This window comes from Egibacter rhizosphaerae, assembly GCF_004322855.1.
In the GTDB taxonomy this organism is placed as follows: domain Bacteria; phylum Actinomycetota; class Nitriliruptoria; order Euzebyales; family Egibacteraceae; genus Egibacter; species Egibacter rhizosphaerae.
Window position 1 is genome coordinate 1,432,209 of the sequence record NZ_CP036402.1, and the last position, 12,792, is coordinate 1,445,000.

General features: G+C 72.6%; 12 protein-coding genes. 2 read left to right on the plus strand and 10 right to left on the minus strand.

The annotated features are described in order from the left end of the window. Nucleotides 1–38: 38 nt before the first annotated feature. From ER308_RS06635 to ER308_RS06645, 3 genes are all read right to left on the minus strand, one after another. Nucleotides 39–1,736: a formate--tetrahydrofolate ligase gene (locus tag ER308_RS06635; protein WP_131154246.1), complete on the minus strand. Its 1,698-nt coding sequence runs from the start codon at nt 1,734–1,736 to the stop codon at nt 39–41. Next, the gene (locus ER308_RS06640) at nt 1,733–2,782 is read right to left on the minus strand and encodes a methylenetetrahydrofolate reductase (RefSeq protein WP_131154247.1); all 1,050 of its coding nucleotides are present in this window, start codon (nt 2,780–2,782) and stop codon (nt 1,733–1,735) included. The genes ER308_RS06635 and ER308_RS06640 overlap by 4 nt, the downstream gene beginning before the upstream one ends. A 100-nt stretch (nt 2,783–2,882) precedes the next feature. Further along, complete coding sequence (locus tag ER308_RS06645) at nt 2,883–4,154, minus strand: glycine cleavage T C-terminal barrel domain-containing protein (RefSeq protein ID WP_131154248.1); 1,272 nt, start codon at nt 4,152–4,154, stop codon at nt 2,883–2,885. A 560-nt stretch (nt 4,155–4,714) separates the two neighbouring features. Here ER308_RS06645 and ER308_RS06650 point away from each other — a divergent pair. Next, on the plus strand, nt 4,715–5,086 hold the full coding sequence (locus tag ER308_RS06650; RefSeq protein WP_131154249.1) for a SaoD/DsrE family protein: 372 nt from the start codon (nt 4,715–4,717) through the stop codon (nt 5,084–5,086). Between the two features lie 51 nt (nt 5,087–5,137). On the opposite strand, the gene ER308_RS06655 is transcribed toward ER308_RS06650, so the two are convergent. Together ER308_RS06655 and ER308_RS21425 are read right to left on the minus strand one after the other, a co-directional pair. Then, nucleotides 5,138–5,935, minus strand: a complete 798-nt coding sequence (locus tag ER308_RS06655; protein WP_165491869.1) for an SURF1 family cytochrome oxidase biogenesis protein — start codon at nt 5,933–5,935, stop codon at nt 5,138–5,140. 67 nt (nt 5,936–6,002) lie between these two features. After that, nucleotides 6,003–6,647, minus strand: a complete 645-nt coding sequence (locus tag ER308_RS21425; RefSeq protein WP_165491870.1) for a hypothetical protein — start codon at nt 6,645–6,647, stop codon at nt 6,003–6,005. Nucleotides 6,648–6,779: 132 nt separating this feature from the next. Between ER308_RS21425 and ER308_RS06665 the strand changes: the two genes are divergently transcribed. Then, nucleotides 6,780–7,586 (plus strand): SDR family NAD(P)-dependent oxidoreductase, encoded by an 807-nt coding sequence (locus ER308_RS06665; RefSeq protein WP_131154251.1) that lies wholly within the window; start codon nt 6,780–6,782, stop codon nt 7,584–7,586. A gap of 25 nt (nt 7,587–7,611) precedes the next feature. On the opposite strand, the gene ER308_RS06670 is transcribed toward ER308_RS06665, so the two are convergent. From ER308_RS06670 to ER308_RS06690, 5 genes are all read right to left on the minus strand, one after another. Further along, nucleotides 7,612–8,913, minus strand: a complete 1,302-nt coding sequence (locus tag ER308_RS06670; protein WP_131154252.1) for an SAM-dependent methyltransferase — start codon at nt 8,911–8,913, stop codon at nt 7,612–7,614. 113 nt (nt 8,914–9,026) lie between these two features. Then, complete coding sequence (gene rlmB / locus ER308_RS06675; protein WP_131154253.1) at nt 9,027–9,731, minus strand: 23S rRNA (guanosine(2251)-2'-O)-methyltransferase RlmB; 705 nt, start codon at nt 9,729–9,731, stop codon at nt 9,027–9,029. 212 nt (nt 9,732–9,943) lie between these two features. Next, on the minus strand, nt 9,944–11,344 hold the full coding sequence (gene cysS / locus ER308_RS06680) for a cysteine--tRNA ligase (RefSeq protein ID WP_131154254.1): 1,401 nt from the start codon (nt 11,342–11,344) through the stop codon (nt 9,944–9,946). A gap of 40 nt (nt 11,345–11,384) precedes the next feature. Beyond that, the gene (ispF, locus tag ER308_RS06685) at nt 11,385–11,885 is read right to left on the minus strand and encodes a 2-C-methyl-D-erythritol 2,4-cyclodiphosphate synthase (protein WP_131154255.1); all 501 of its coding nucleotides are present in this window, start codon (nt 11,883–11,885) and stop codon (nt 11,385–11,387) included. 17 nt (nt 11,886–11,902) lie between these two features. After that, nucleotides 11,903–12,445, minus strand: coding sequence for a 2-C-methyl-D-erythritol 4-phosphate cytidylyltransferase (locus tag ER308_RS06690; protein ID WP_165491871.1), 543 nt, complete (start codon nt 12,443–12,445; stop codon nt 11,903–11,905). Nucleotides 12,446–12,792: the final 347 nt, after the last annotated feature.

Here is a 12,792-nt window from a genome sequence, read left to right on the forward strand (position 1 = left end):
AGCCACCACCGCGCCCGCGCGGGGAGCCGGTCAGCGTCTCACGACAGGCCGACCACCTGCCCGTCCTCGTCGAGGTCGACGCGCTCGACCGCCGGCGCGGACGACAAGCCGGGCATCGTGCGCATCTCACCCGCGAGCGGGTAGACGAACCCGGCGCCGACGCTCGCGCGAACGTCGCGGATCGGGAACGTGAACCCGGTCGGCGCCCCGACGAGCTTGGGATCGTGGGACAACGACAGATGGGTCTTCGCGATGCACACCGGGAGGTTCCCGAAACCGTGCCGCTCGAAGCCCTCGAGCTTCTTCGCGGCCGCCGGCGCGATCTCGACGTCGTCGGCCCCGTAGATCTCGGTCGCGATCGTACGGATCTTCTCCGTGAGGGTCGCGTCGCTCGGGTAGAGGAACCCGAAGTCGTTCGGCTCGCTGGCCGCCTCGTCGACGGCCTCCGCGAGTTCGATGGCGCCCTTGCCCCCCTCCGTGAAGTGGGTGCAGACCGCGACGCGCGCACCCATCTCCTCGGCCACCTCACGGATCGCCTTGTGCTCGCTCGCGTGGTCGGTGGGGAACGCGTTGATCGCCACGACCGGGCTCACCCCGTGGCGGCGGACGTTCTGGACCTGCCGGCGCAGATTCTCGGCACCCGCGTGGACGTCCTCGGGGTTCTCGGCGAGCAGGTCCTCCGGGAGCGGCTTGCCCGCCACGACCTTGTGGCGGCCCGAATGCGCCTTGAGCGCCCGCACCGTCGCCACCACCACGGCGGCATCGGGGGTGAGACCCGAGTTGCGGCACTTGATGTTGAAGAACCGCTCCGCGCCCATGTCCGCGCCGAAACCGGCCTCGGTGACGAGCACGTCCCCGCTGCGGATGCCAACGTAATCGGCGACGATCGACGAGTTGCCATGGGCGATGTTCCCGAACGGGCCGGCGTGCACGAGCACCGGGGTCTGTTCGAGGGTCTGCATGAGGTTGGGCTTCAGCGCCTCCTTCAGCAGCACGGCCATCGAGCCCGCGGCCTTCAGGTCCTCGGCGGTCACCGGTTCGCCAGCGGCGGTGTAGGCGACCACGATGCGGCCGAGTCGCGCGCGCAGGTCGGCCAGCGAGGTCGCGAGCGCGAGCACCGCCATCACCTCGCTCGCCGCGGTGATGTCGAAACCGGTCTCCCGGGGCGTCCCGTCGGCCTTTCCACCCAGCCCACCGACGATGTTGCGCAGGCTGCGGTCGTTGACGTCGAGCACACGCCGCCACGCGATGTTGTGCTGATCGATCCCGAGCGCGTTGCCCTTGTCGATGTGGTTGTCGATGACCGCTGCGAGGAGGTTGTGCGCCGCCGTGACCGCGTGCATGTCCCCGGTGAGGTGCAGGTTGAGTGACTCCATCGGCACGACCTGGCTGTACCCGCCCCCCGCAGCCCCGCCCTTTATGCCGAAGGTCGGCCCCATCGACGGCTGGCGGATCGCAACGGTCGCCTGACGACCGATGTGGCTGAAGGCCTGCCCCAGGCCGACCGTGGTCGTGGTCTTGCCCTCGCCGAGCGGCGTGGGCGTGATGGCGGTCACGACGACGTACTTCGCCCTCGGTCGATCGGCGCGACGCTCGATCGCCTCGAGGTCGACCTTCGCGACGGTGCGCCCGTACGGCTCGAGGTGCTCGGGGTCGATGCCCATGCTCGCGCCGACGTCGTCGGGGGGCAGCAGGCGGGCGGTCCGGGAGATCTCGAGGTCGCTCGGGAACGTCATCGTCGTCCTCCTGCACGGGTCGTCGTCGTGTGACGAGGGGACTCGGGGGTTCCGGGACCGTCCGCCGGCCCGAATCCCTGCTGATCGGCGGTGGTGCCATCGGCAGTGTCGCTCATCGCCGCCGGCCGCGTGTCCACCCGCCCTCTGGGAGGTGCGGTCGTGTGGCGGCCGCGGCGCGCGGGTGATCGCAGGCGCCGCGCTCGGCGGCGGTCGGCCTCGGCCCTCTCGTGCGCCTCGACCGCCCAGCGGTAGCTCTCGGCCACCTGGTTGAACGTGTAGACGTGGAAGCCTTCCAGGTCGACGTACCCGTCACGGGCCATCGTTCCCAGGCGCTTCACGAGCCGGTCGGGCCGGTAGCCACCCCGGATGAGGCGCAGGGCGCTCTCGCGGTTGCCGCGCAGGAACCGCACGCTGTCGCCGATGCCAAGCCGCACGGAGATCGACAGGAGCCTGCGGGCGTCCACGACGCCGGGAATCCCGGCGAAGGCGGGCAGGGTGACGCCCGCGTCGCGCACCTCGCCCAACCACCGCGCGATGGTGTCGGCGTCGAAGCACAGCTGCGTCACCATGTAGGTCGCGTGCTCCTGCTTGTGCAGGAGGGCGTCCGTGAGCGTGCGGTCGTCGACGAGGTAGTGGCCCTCGGGATAGGCGGGGACGCCCAGATTCGGGAACGGATGGCCGAGCTGCGCGAGTGCCTCCAGCAGCTCCCACCCGTTCTGGAAGTCGCCGACCGGCTCGGTCGCGTCGCCACCGACGACGAACACGTCCTCGACGCCCACGGCCAGGAGGCGACCGGCGAACTCCTGGAGACGGCCGGCGGGCATCTGCTTGGCCGAGAGGTGCGGGACCACACGAAGCCCCCGACCGGCCAACCGCTGGGCCAGCTCCACCGTCGCCTCGAGGCCCTTGGTCGGAGACGAGGTGACCGTGACCGTCGTGCCGGCCGGCAGTGCGTCGACCTTCGCCTCCGCGCCCTTGAGGGGCAGGATCTCGAAGCGCGGGTTCTCGAGCAGATCCGCGATCGCGCGCCGCGTCTCCGGACTCATCGCCGCCTCCGTCTCGCTCGGTGCGGGGAGCGGGCGCGTGCGGAGTCCACCCCCCCCGTGTGATTCCGGGCACGGGCCGGGCCGGCCCGTGCCCGGCCCGTTACTGCTTCGGCGTCTCCTTGGTGGGATCCACGAAGGGCTTGGGGACGACCGTGGCGTGGCGGGCCCCCTCGGGCGTCTCGACCGTCAGCTCGGTCCCGATCGCGGTGAACTCGACCGCCAGCAGCGCCAGGCCGATGTTCTTGTCGAGCTCGGGGCTGCGGCAGGCGCTGGTGACCCGGCCGACGCTCTCGCCGGCCCGATACACCGGGAAGGGCTCGATCATCGATCCGTCGATGTACCCACCGAGGGAGGGCCCACTGATCTCCAGGCCGGCGATGAGACGGCTGACGCCGCGCTCCCTGGCCGCGATCAGCGCGTCCTTGCCGATGAAGTCCGCCTCCTGTTCGAGGTCGACCATCCACTTGTAGTCATAGCCCACCTCGAGCGGGTTGGTGTCCAGCGTGATGTCGCAGCCGTAGGCGAGCATCCCGCCCTCGATGCGTCGCATGTGACAGGGGCCGATGGGGCGCATCCCGTGAGGCTGTCCGGCCTCCCAGATCCGGCTCCAGAGCTTCACGCCGTGCTGGCTCGCGTCGTACAGGTAGATCTCGTACCCGATCTCGCCCGAGTAGCCCGTCCGGCTGATCTCCACCGTCATGTCGTCGAGCTGGTACCGCCGCAGGTAGTAGTACGGCAGGTCGAGGATGGAGTCCCCGAAGAGGTCGACGAGCACCTGCTTCGACTTCGGGCCTTGGACCTGCACGGGGCTGACGTCGACCTCCTTGATCTCGACGTCCATCCCGAGGGCGTAGTTGAGCCCGAGCAGATACAGGAGCACGTCGCTGTCGGCGAGCGAGAACCAGAAGCGGTTCTCCTCGACCCGCAGGAGCACCGGGTCGTTCACGATCCCGCCGTCGGGGGCGGTGATGAACACGTACTTGCACTGGCCGACCTTGCACTTCGACAGGTCACGCGGGATCACCAGGTTCGTGAAATCGAAGGCTTGGGGGCCGCTGATCTCGATCTGGCGCTCGGCGCCACCGACGTCCCAGAGGGTCACGTCGTTGCGCAGCGCCCAGTACTCCTCCAGCGGGTCGGTGTAGAGCCGCGGGTGGTAGCTGTGGTTGTACACGCTGTAGAGCTTGACGCCGTGCTCGCGGGAAGCCCAGAAGTACGGCGACTTGCGCAGCCGCGGGTACAGGAGCACGCCCGGAGCGGTGTCGGGTTCGGCCCCGGGCGCGTCGGTCGCCGGAGGGGAGGCGCCCTGGTCGGTCGCGGCGTCTCCGCCGGCCGTGGGGGTGCCCGAGGTCGGGTCGAGGATGTCGGTCATCGGGGCCTCCGATTCTCTGCGGGTGGACGGGTGGGACTGGTCGATCGCCGTGGCGCTGGGCCGTCGCGGGCACTGGCTGGTCCATGGAGGCCGCGGTCGGTCAACCTCGGTCTCATCGGTCGGTCCGCCCCGGCCTTCGATACGGATCCTCGGCGGGTCGCAGATCGTCGGGGTCCACCCTCGTTCGCTTCCGTTGCGTCCAGCACAACCGTTGGGGATTGCGCAACTCATGATGACAACAAAACGGGCGCGGGTCAAGACGTCCACACGCCGAATCCGCGCGACTAGGCTGCTTTCAAGGGATCGCACGGTCGAATGGGCATGTGCCCCCGGCCGATGGGGAAACTCCATCGGTGGCTACCGGATAAGCACGTCCCCGTGAAGGGCCGGACACGGGCTTCGAGGAACGAAGCGTATGCACAGGGAGCCGGATGACGCGCTCGGGCTGCTCGGCCTCGGCGCGGGCGGTGGTGGCGTCATGGCACGTGCGACGATGTGCCTCGTGATCCCATGCTGGACCGGTCGGTGAGCGTCCGGTCCCCATCGACGAGGAGGAAGCCTTGAAGGTCGCGTACGTGTTCTCCACTTCGGGCCACACCGCCAGCTACAAACTCGGCAAGATGATCCTGCCCCAGCTGGAGGCGAGGCACCACGGCGCTGACGTGGTCGGGATGATGTTCTTCGACGACAACAACTACGTGCTGCGCGCCGGCGATCCGGTGGGCGAGCGGCTCTCCAAGGTGGCCGCGGACCAAGGGATCCTGTTGATGATGTGCGACTCGTGCGCGCTCGAGCGTGGTCTGGCCGAGGGCGAGCCGCATCCCGGCACGAGCCGGACCGTGGGAACGGTCGACGGCGTGCACGTGGGCTGCTTCCCCGACCTCTACGCCGCGCTGGCCGGGAACCCGCCGGACCACATCATCACCCTCTGAGCCCTCGGGCGGCTCGAACGGTGCTGCCCGCTGCGCGCGCGGCCGCGGAGGCTACGAGGGCACGTTGCGGGAGGGCACCGGCGGCTCGGGTGTCGCCCCCGGACCCGGCTCCTCGCCCGGCTGGGGCGCACCCTCGCCGTCGCCTCCCGCTTCCGCCCCTCGGTCCCGCCCGGTCCGCCAGATGAGGATCGGGTAGCCGACGAGGACGACGATGGTGAAGATGAACCACTGCACGGCGTAGGAGAAGTGGTTGCCCTCGTCGAGCGTGGGGTCGGCGTGGGTCGGCAGGGCCTGCTCCGACGGGTCCTGCGTCTGCAGTTGCAGATGGCGGCTGGCCAGGTCGAGTCCCAGGCGCTCCTCGGCGACCCCCGGCGCGATGGTGGTGGTGGCCTCACCCTCGCCGGGATCCCCCTCCTCGGGGGGCAGCAGCAGGCCGGTGACGGTCACCTCACCGGACGGGGGAGCGATCTCCTCGTCGGCGACCTCCTCGCGACCGTACGGGATCCACCCGCGATCGACCAGGACGGTCTCGCCGTCGGCGCGATGCAGCGGCGTCAGGACGTGCTGCGCCGGCTGCCCGTCGACCGAGCGCGGCGCCGAGAGCAGTTGGTGCTCGGCGTCGAACTCGCCAGTCGCGTGAACCCGCCGGTAGTCGGGCCGCTGCGAGCCGAGCGCCTCGTCCACCGGCGCGGGCTCCGCGGCCATGCTCTCCGCGATCGCAGCGTTGCGCTCGCGTGCCTGATCGAGCCGGTCGAGCTGCCAGAAGCCCGCCGCGGTGAACGTCACCACCACGGTGGCCACGAGCACGTGACCGAGCAGCCACTTCGGTGAGCGCAGGAACCCGTACACGTCCCCATCCTGCCCGGCGGGGAGCCCAGCGGCAGACGACGACTCCGCGCCGCCGCCCCACGTCCGGTCACTCCGCCTCGCCGGCCCCTGCCGATCCGGACCATCCGTTGGCCCGATCACCCTCGTCGAGGTCGGTCCCCAGACCCAGCGCCACTCCACGCGGCAGCAGCCACGCCCCGACCGGGGTCGGCCGGTCGTCGGCGTCGAGCGCGCCGAGGGCCGCGAGCACCGGGACGACCAGCCCGAAGCCGGCCTCGAGCAGCATCACCTCGTCCGAGTCGAGCGCGTCGTCGGCGGCCGCGGCCTCCTCCGCCGCGACCGCGGCCAGCGCTTCCGCCTCCACCGGAACTGGGGGGGCCACCTCGACGATGTGGACGACCGCCGCCGCCCAGTCCGCCGGTTGCAGCGCGAGCAGGGCGGCCTCGTCGGCCTCCTCGAGCCCCGGAGCGGCCTCGGGCGCCACCACGGCTGCGAGCGCCTCGAGCAGGAGGTCGCCGGCATCGTCGGGGAAGGCCGAGTCGAACGCCGCCGCGCGCGCCACCCAGTCGAGCGGCCAGATCCCGCTGCGCAGCCCCTCCCGCGCGCCGGCCGCTGCCGCGACCGTCCCGTCCGGCCGATCGACGGGCTCGGCCCGGGCCGACGACGCCGATGCCACGAGGGCTCGCAGGCGTTCGACCGCCGCGGCCGCAGCCTCGTCCCACGGGTCCATCATCGCCTCCCTGCCGCGGGTGGCGGACCGCGGCATGCCGTACGCGCCACCGGTGCTCGACCCGCGAGGTCCACGGGTTCACCGTCCGCTAGGGTGCCGCGGTCCGACCGGCGCACGCGAGCCGAGGAGGCCCCGATGACCGAGCCACCGTCACGCGGGACCACGGCCCACGAGCTACACGGGCGCCACGTGCTCGTCACCGGGGGCGCCAGCGGGATCGGAGCGGAACTCGTTCGCGATCTCGCCGCGCGCGGCGCGCGGGTCACGATCGCCGACCGCGACGAGCGCGGCGCGCGCGCCGTCGCCGAGGAGGTGGCCGGCCGGGAGTTGATCCTGGACGTCACCGACGCTGCGGCATGGGACCGCGCCGCCGCAACGATCGGCCCGCTGGACATGGCCTGCCTGAACGCGGGAACGGCCAGCGGCACGCCCGACCTGGAAGCGTTGGATGTCGCGACGTGCGAGCGGTTGTTGCGCACCAACATCGACGGTGTCGTGCTCGGCCTTCGGGCGCTCCTCGCGCACGACGCGCTGGTCGAGGGCGCCGTAGTGCTCGTCAGTGCGTCCCTCGCGGGCCTCACCCCGATGCCCAGCGATCCTCTCTACGCGGCAACGAAGCACGCGACGGTCGGCCTCGTGCGCAGCATGGCCCCGGGTCTGGCCGACCGTGGGGTGAGGATCCAGGCGGTGTGCCCGGGAATCGTCGACACCCCGATGCTGGACGGTCCGGCGCGCGATCGCCTGCAAGCCTCCGGCTTCCCGCTCATCCCGATCGACGATGTGGTCGCGGGTGCGCGCGCGGCACTGCGATCCGACGGCACCGGTGAGGCGTGGGTCGTCCAGGCCGGCCGTCCGCCGGAGCCCTACGCCTTCCGCGGCGTGCCCGGTCCCCGCGTGCCCGGCGCGCACGGCCTCACGCCCCCGGGAGTCCCGGGAGGCTGACCGGTCGACGGCGGACCGGTGCCTCCTACGCGGCGGGCGCCGGGGACGGCGCCGTGGGCAAGCGCAGCAGCCTCCAGTGCCGCGCGAGGGGGCTTCGTGCCTCGCGGCCAGCGAGGATCTCCACGACACCGATCCGGCCGCGCTCGAGGAGCGCGGCGGTGCCGCCCATGTGCGCGCGCCACACGCGGTACGGGTGTTCCCCGGCCACGGCGACCGCGTCCTCGTGGTGGGCCTCGAGGTTGGCCACCCACGACCGCAACGTGAGCGCGTAGCTCGGCCGGAGCTGCTCGACGTCGAGCAACCCGAAGCTGGCCCGCTCGACCTCGCGGACCGCGCGCCATGTCGGCACGGTCCCGGCCTCGGCCGTGACCTCACCGCCGGGAATGGGCCTCGCCCGCCCGGAGCGCGAGCTCGCGGGCTGACCCGACACCATCCGGTGGCAGAGGACCAGCCCTCCCGGCTCGAGGAGCCCTCGGACACGCCGGAGGTACCCGGACAGGTGCGATGGCCCCCGATGGTGGGCCATCCCGATGGACACAACGGCATCGAACGGCTCGTCGAGGTCGCGGTAGTGGGCGCGGCGCACCTCGACGCGGTCCGCGACCCCCGCGGCATGGATCCTGTGGGAACCCTGCTCGGCCTGGACCTCCGAGAGGGTCACGCCGACCCCGTGCACGCCGTAGTACCGAGCGGCATGAACGAGCAGCGAACCCCAGCCGCAGCCCACGTCGAGCAGGCGCATGCCCGGTTCGAGGCGCAGCTTGCGAGCGACGAGGTCGAGCTTTCGGGCCTGCGCCGTGGGAAGTCCCTCGTCATCGTCGATGAAGTACGCACACGAGTGCACGAGCTCGGGGTCGAGGAACGAGGCGTAGAACTCGTGGGGGAGGTCGTCGCGGAACGGCAGGACGCGCCGGTCGCCGAGCGTGGCCTTCCCGGGTCCCCGGCGGAGGGTGCGGCTCGCGGCGAGCCCCGCCGCCCACGGGGGGTCGAGCCGGCGAGCCGTCCGCACCAGTCTGCCCCACGACCCCAGCGTGTCCTCGCCCTCGGCCACGTCGTGCAGAGCCGCCACGATGTCGCCCTCGACGTCCACGTCCCCGCGCGCGTACGCGTCCTCGACGTCGCCGATGCTCGGTGGCCGCCGCAGCAACCGCAGCGCCGACGGGTCGCACAGCACCAGACGGTACCCGGCCCCCGGCGGCCCCAGCTCGGTCCCGTCCCACAGGCGGAGCGCGAGGCTGCGGCCGCTCGCGTCCTGGAGACTCCCGTGCAGGTCCGTGGCGCGCGCACGATGAGCCGCGTCGTCGGGCAACTCGTTCCTGGAGCGCATGGTGCCCATCCCTCCGGGCCGGTCGCCGGCGTCCCCCGACATCGGCGCCTTGATCGTTTCCGGTCCTCCTGCCAGGACAGTGTGCCCTGCGCCGGCGACCGCCGAGCCCCGTACTAGCCAGCGCGACGTCGCGCGACCTCGCACAGCGCCGCGGCTGCCGCGGCGCTCACGTTCAGCGACGCCACCCGGCCCGTCAGCGGGATCGCGGCGAGCGCGTCGCAGCGCTCGGCGACCAGGCGCGACAGCCCGCGACCCTCCGCACCCAGGACGATCGCGACCGGCGCGTCGAGCAGGCCGGTTGTCCAGACACTCTCCGCCGCCTCACCGGCCAGCCCCACGGACCAGAGGTTGCGCTCCGACAGCGCCGCCAGCGCGCGGGGAAGGTTGGGCACCTTGGCGACCGGCAGCCAGGACAACGCGCCGGCTGCGGCGCGCTCGACGGCCGGCGTCACGGACGCGCTGCGGCGCTTCGGGAGCACGAGGCCGGCCGCCCCGAACGCCTCGGCGGTCCGGGCGATCGCCCCGAGGTTCTGGGGGTCGGTGACCCCGTCGAGGACCACGCACGGCTCGCCGTCCAGATCCTCCAGTGCCGTGTAGGCGAAGTGGGGCGCCCGCGCGAGCACGCCCTGGTGGGCTACACCCTCGGCCACCTCGTCGAGGCGGGCTCGCTCGACCACCCGGAGGGGGACGCCGGCGGTCTCCGCGGCCTCCGACACCTCGTCGTCGTCGCGCTCGGCCACGAGCAGCACCTCGTACAGGGCCCGACCCGCGCCGAGGGCCTCGAGCACCGCACGACGCCCCGGCACCACATGGGACATGCCGCGAAGACTCGGGACTGTCGAGCAACCGGTCAAGTCGTCGTCGCGGCAGGTGCGCAGCGAACTCGGCGCGACCGCCGAGCCCGCGAGGCGCTGAGGCCGGTCGGGCGCCGTCGGTCGCAGCGACGGGCGGTCATCCCGGGCGCCGTCGGGTCGCAGCGACGGGGCGGCCAACACGGGGCCCCGACCTCCGGCCCCGGAGGCCTCGGTGGCTAGACGCGCACGCGGTGCCAGCGCGCCCCCTGGGGCGTGTCCTCGACACTGATCCCGAGCCCGTTGAGGCGGGCGCGGATGCGGTCGGCGGCATCGAAGTCGCGGCGAGCGCGCGCGTCCTCGCGCAACGCGAGCAGCTCCTCGACGAGCGGCCCGACCAGGTCGCTCTGCTCGCCGCCGTCCTCGAAGGTGTATCCGAGCACGCCGGACAGCTCCCCAACGGCGGTCCGCGCGCCCGCGACGAGGCGCTCCTCGCCGGTCTCGAGCGCCTCGTAGCCTCGGGTCACCAGGTCGAACAGGCCCGCGTGCGCACGAGGCGTCGCGAGGTCGTCGGCAAGCGCCTCGTCGAACTGCCCCCGGGCGTCGGTGACCAGCCCTGGGTCCGGCTCCGCGTCGACGTGCGCGGTCGCACGCAGGAATCCCGCGAGCCGCTCGACGGCCGCGGCGGCCTCGCGCAACCGGTCCTCGCCGAAGTCGACCGGCGCCCGGTAACTCGACTGCAGGTAGAACATCCGCAGCGTGTCCGCGCCGTAGCGCTCGATCGCCTCGTCCAGGGCGATGATGTTCCCCTCCGACTTCGACATCTTGTCGTCGCCCAGCGTCAGGTGCCCGTTGTGCAGCCAGTGGCGCGCGAAGGGCTCGCCGGTGGCGGCCTCGTACTGGGCGATCTCGTTCTCGTGGTGCGGGAACACGAGATCGACGCCGCCGGCGTGGATGTCGAAATCGCTGCCGAGGTACTTCGTCGCCATCGCCGAGCACTCGATGTGCCAGCCGGGCCGGCCGGCTCCCCACGGCGACGGCCAGCTCGGCTCACCCGGCTTCGCCGCCTTCCACAGCACGAAGTCGACCGGATCCTCCTTGGCCTCCCCGTGCTCGACCCGCACGCCCGCACGCAGCTCCTCGGGCTTGCGGCCCGACAGCTTGCCGTAGGCGGGGAACGCGGCGACCCGGAAGAACACGTCGCGGCCCGCCCCGGCGTCGTCCGCCGGCGGCGCGACGTAGGCCGCATCGCGCTCGAGCAACGCCTCGATGAGCTGGATCATCTCCGGGATGTGGCCGGTCGCGCGCGGCGCCACGTGGGGGGACAACGTGTTGAGCGCCTGGATCTGCGCGTCCCAGACGCGCGTGAACGTCTCCGCGACCTCCGCGGGGTGCCGCCCCTCGGCGCGGGCCCGGTCGATGATCTTGTCGTCGACGTCGGTCACGTTGCGCACGTGGAACACGTCGACGCCGCGCCACTCGAGGAAGCGGCGCAACGCGTCCGGGACGATCACCGCGCGGGCGTGCCCGAAGTGCGGGGGCCCTTGGACGGTCGGCCCGCAGACGTAGAGCCCCAACTGACCCTCGGCGCGGGGCCGCAGCGGCTCGACGGTGCCGGTCAGCGTGTTGTGCAGACGCATGCGACGAAACGTAGCAGCCCGTTCGCGGGGCAGGGCGGTGTCAGCGTTCGCCGGCGGGACCTGGGTGGAGCAGCGCGACGGCGAGGCAGGCGATCCCCTCCCCGGCCCCGATCGCTCCGAGGCGATCGGTCGTCGTGGCGCTCACCCCGACCGCGTCCTCCGCGAGGCCGAGCGCAGCGGCGACGCCGCCGCGAATCGCCGCCCGATGCGGGCCGAGGCGTGGACGCTGGGCGACCACGGTGCAGTCGACGTTGCCCACCACCCAGCCGGCGTCGCGCACCCGCGCGACCGCCTGCGCGACGAAGCCCGCGGAGGACGCTCCCGCCGTCCCGGGCTCGTCCACGCCGACGAGGGCGCCGAGGTCGCCGAGTGCCGCTGCACCGAGCACCGCATCGCAAACCGCGTGGAGCACGACGTCCGCGTCGCTGTGGCCCGCGAGCCCCGGCCCCGGCACGGTGACACCTCCGAGCACGAGCGGGCGGTCCTCGGCCGCGAAGGCGTGCACGTCGAGCCCCTGGCCGATGCGAACGGGTGTGGTCACGTGACCGGCCTGCCCGTCTACCGGTCGGAGCCGGCGACCGAGGTCGACGCCGGCGACGGCTGTCCACCCCAGACGACCCCGACCGAGTGGCCCTGGCGCATCAGCAGCGTCGCCGGATCGCGAGGACGGGTCGTCGCCGAAGCCACCAGCGCGTCCTCGAGCACGTCACGGCGCAGGACCTGCGGCGTCTGCGGGACGAACAAGCCGGCGCGATCGACGCCGCCGCGGATCCGACGACCATCGACCCGCTTGAGCGCGTCGGTGACCGGAACCGCGCGCACCACCCCGGCCTGTGCCGCCGTGAGCGCGGCCAGCATGCGCCCGAGGGCCTCCACCCCGTGCGGGGAGAGCGCATCGTCGTCGAGCAGGGTCACCAGCCGCGCCTCCGGTGGGACGTCGCGCAGGCCCGACAAGAGGTAGTCGAGGCGCGTGGGGTGCGCCGGGCCGATCTCACCGTCCCGCACGATGACCAGCCCGTCGAACCGTTCACGCAGCGCCCCGCCGTAGCGATCGGGTGCAGACGTCGCGGCAGAGGTCACGAGCACGCCCCACCCGCTCACGACGCACACCCCTCGCGCCGGGCACGATCACCCCGGTGCCGGGCCGCAGCCCGTCGAACGGTCTGGTCTCGCATGACGGCGAATCCTAACGCTCCCCCGCGCACGGCCGCGCGTGCCGGAGAGCAAGGCGTGTCGCCGCCGGGTGACGGTGCCAGCGACATGCGGTTCAGGACGGCTCCTCCTCGTCGGCGGGCATGCCGCCACACGGGCCCATCTCAGTGTCGGCGGGCAGGAAGCCGACGACGGACCTCGGCATCTCGGCCCTGCACGCCTAGTATGCGCCCATGGGTACCCGTCTTCACGATGGTTCAGGCACGGTCGACGGCCTCCGCACTTCCAGCACGGGG

Excerpts from the sequence above, each read along its gene's own strand:
- ER308_RS06635 (WP_131154246.1), bottom strand. The coding sequence starts at position 1,736 with ATGACGTTCCCGAGCGACCTCGAGATCTCCCGGACCGCCCGCCTGCTG.
- ER308_RS06640 (WP_131154247.1), bottom strand. The coding sequence starts at position 2,782 with ATGAGTCCGGAGACGCGGCGCGCGATCGCGGATCTGCTCGAGAACCCG.
- ER308_RS06645 (WP_131154248.1), bottom strand. The coding sequence starts at position 4,154 with ATGACCGACATCCTCGACCCGACCTCGGGCACCCCCACGGCCGGCGGA.
- ER308_RS21425 (WP_165491870.1), bottom strand. The coding sequence starts at position 6,647 with ATGATGGACCCGTGGGACGAGGCTGCGGCCGCGGCGGTCGAACGCCTG.
- ER308_RS06665 (WP_131154251.1), top strand. The coding sequence starts at position 6,780 with ATGACCGAGCCACCGTCACGCGGGACCACGGCCCACGAGCTACACGGG.
- ER308_RS06670 (WP_131154252.1), bottom strand. The coding sequence starts at position 8,913 with ATGCGCTCCAGGAACGAGTTGCCCGACGACGCGGCTCATCGTGCGCGC.
- rlmB (WP_131154253.1), bottom strand. The coding sequence starts at position 9,731 with ATGTCCCATGTGGTGCCGGGGCGTCGTGCGGTGCTCGAGGCCCTCGGC.
- cysS (WP_131154254.1), bottom strand. The coding sequence starts at position 11,344 with ATGCGTCTGCACAACACGCTGACCGGCACCGTCGAGCCGCTGCGGCCC.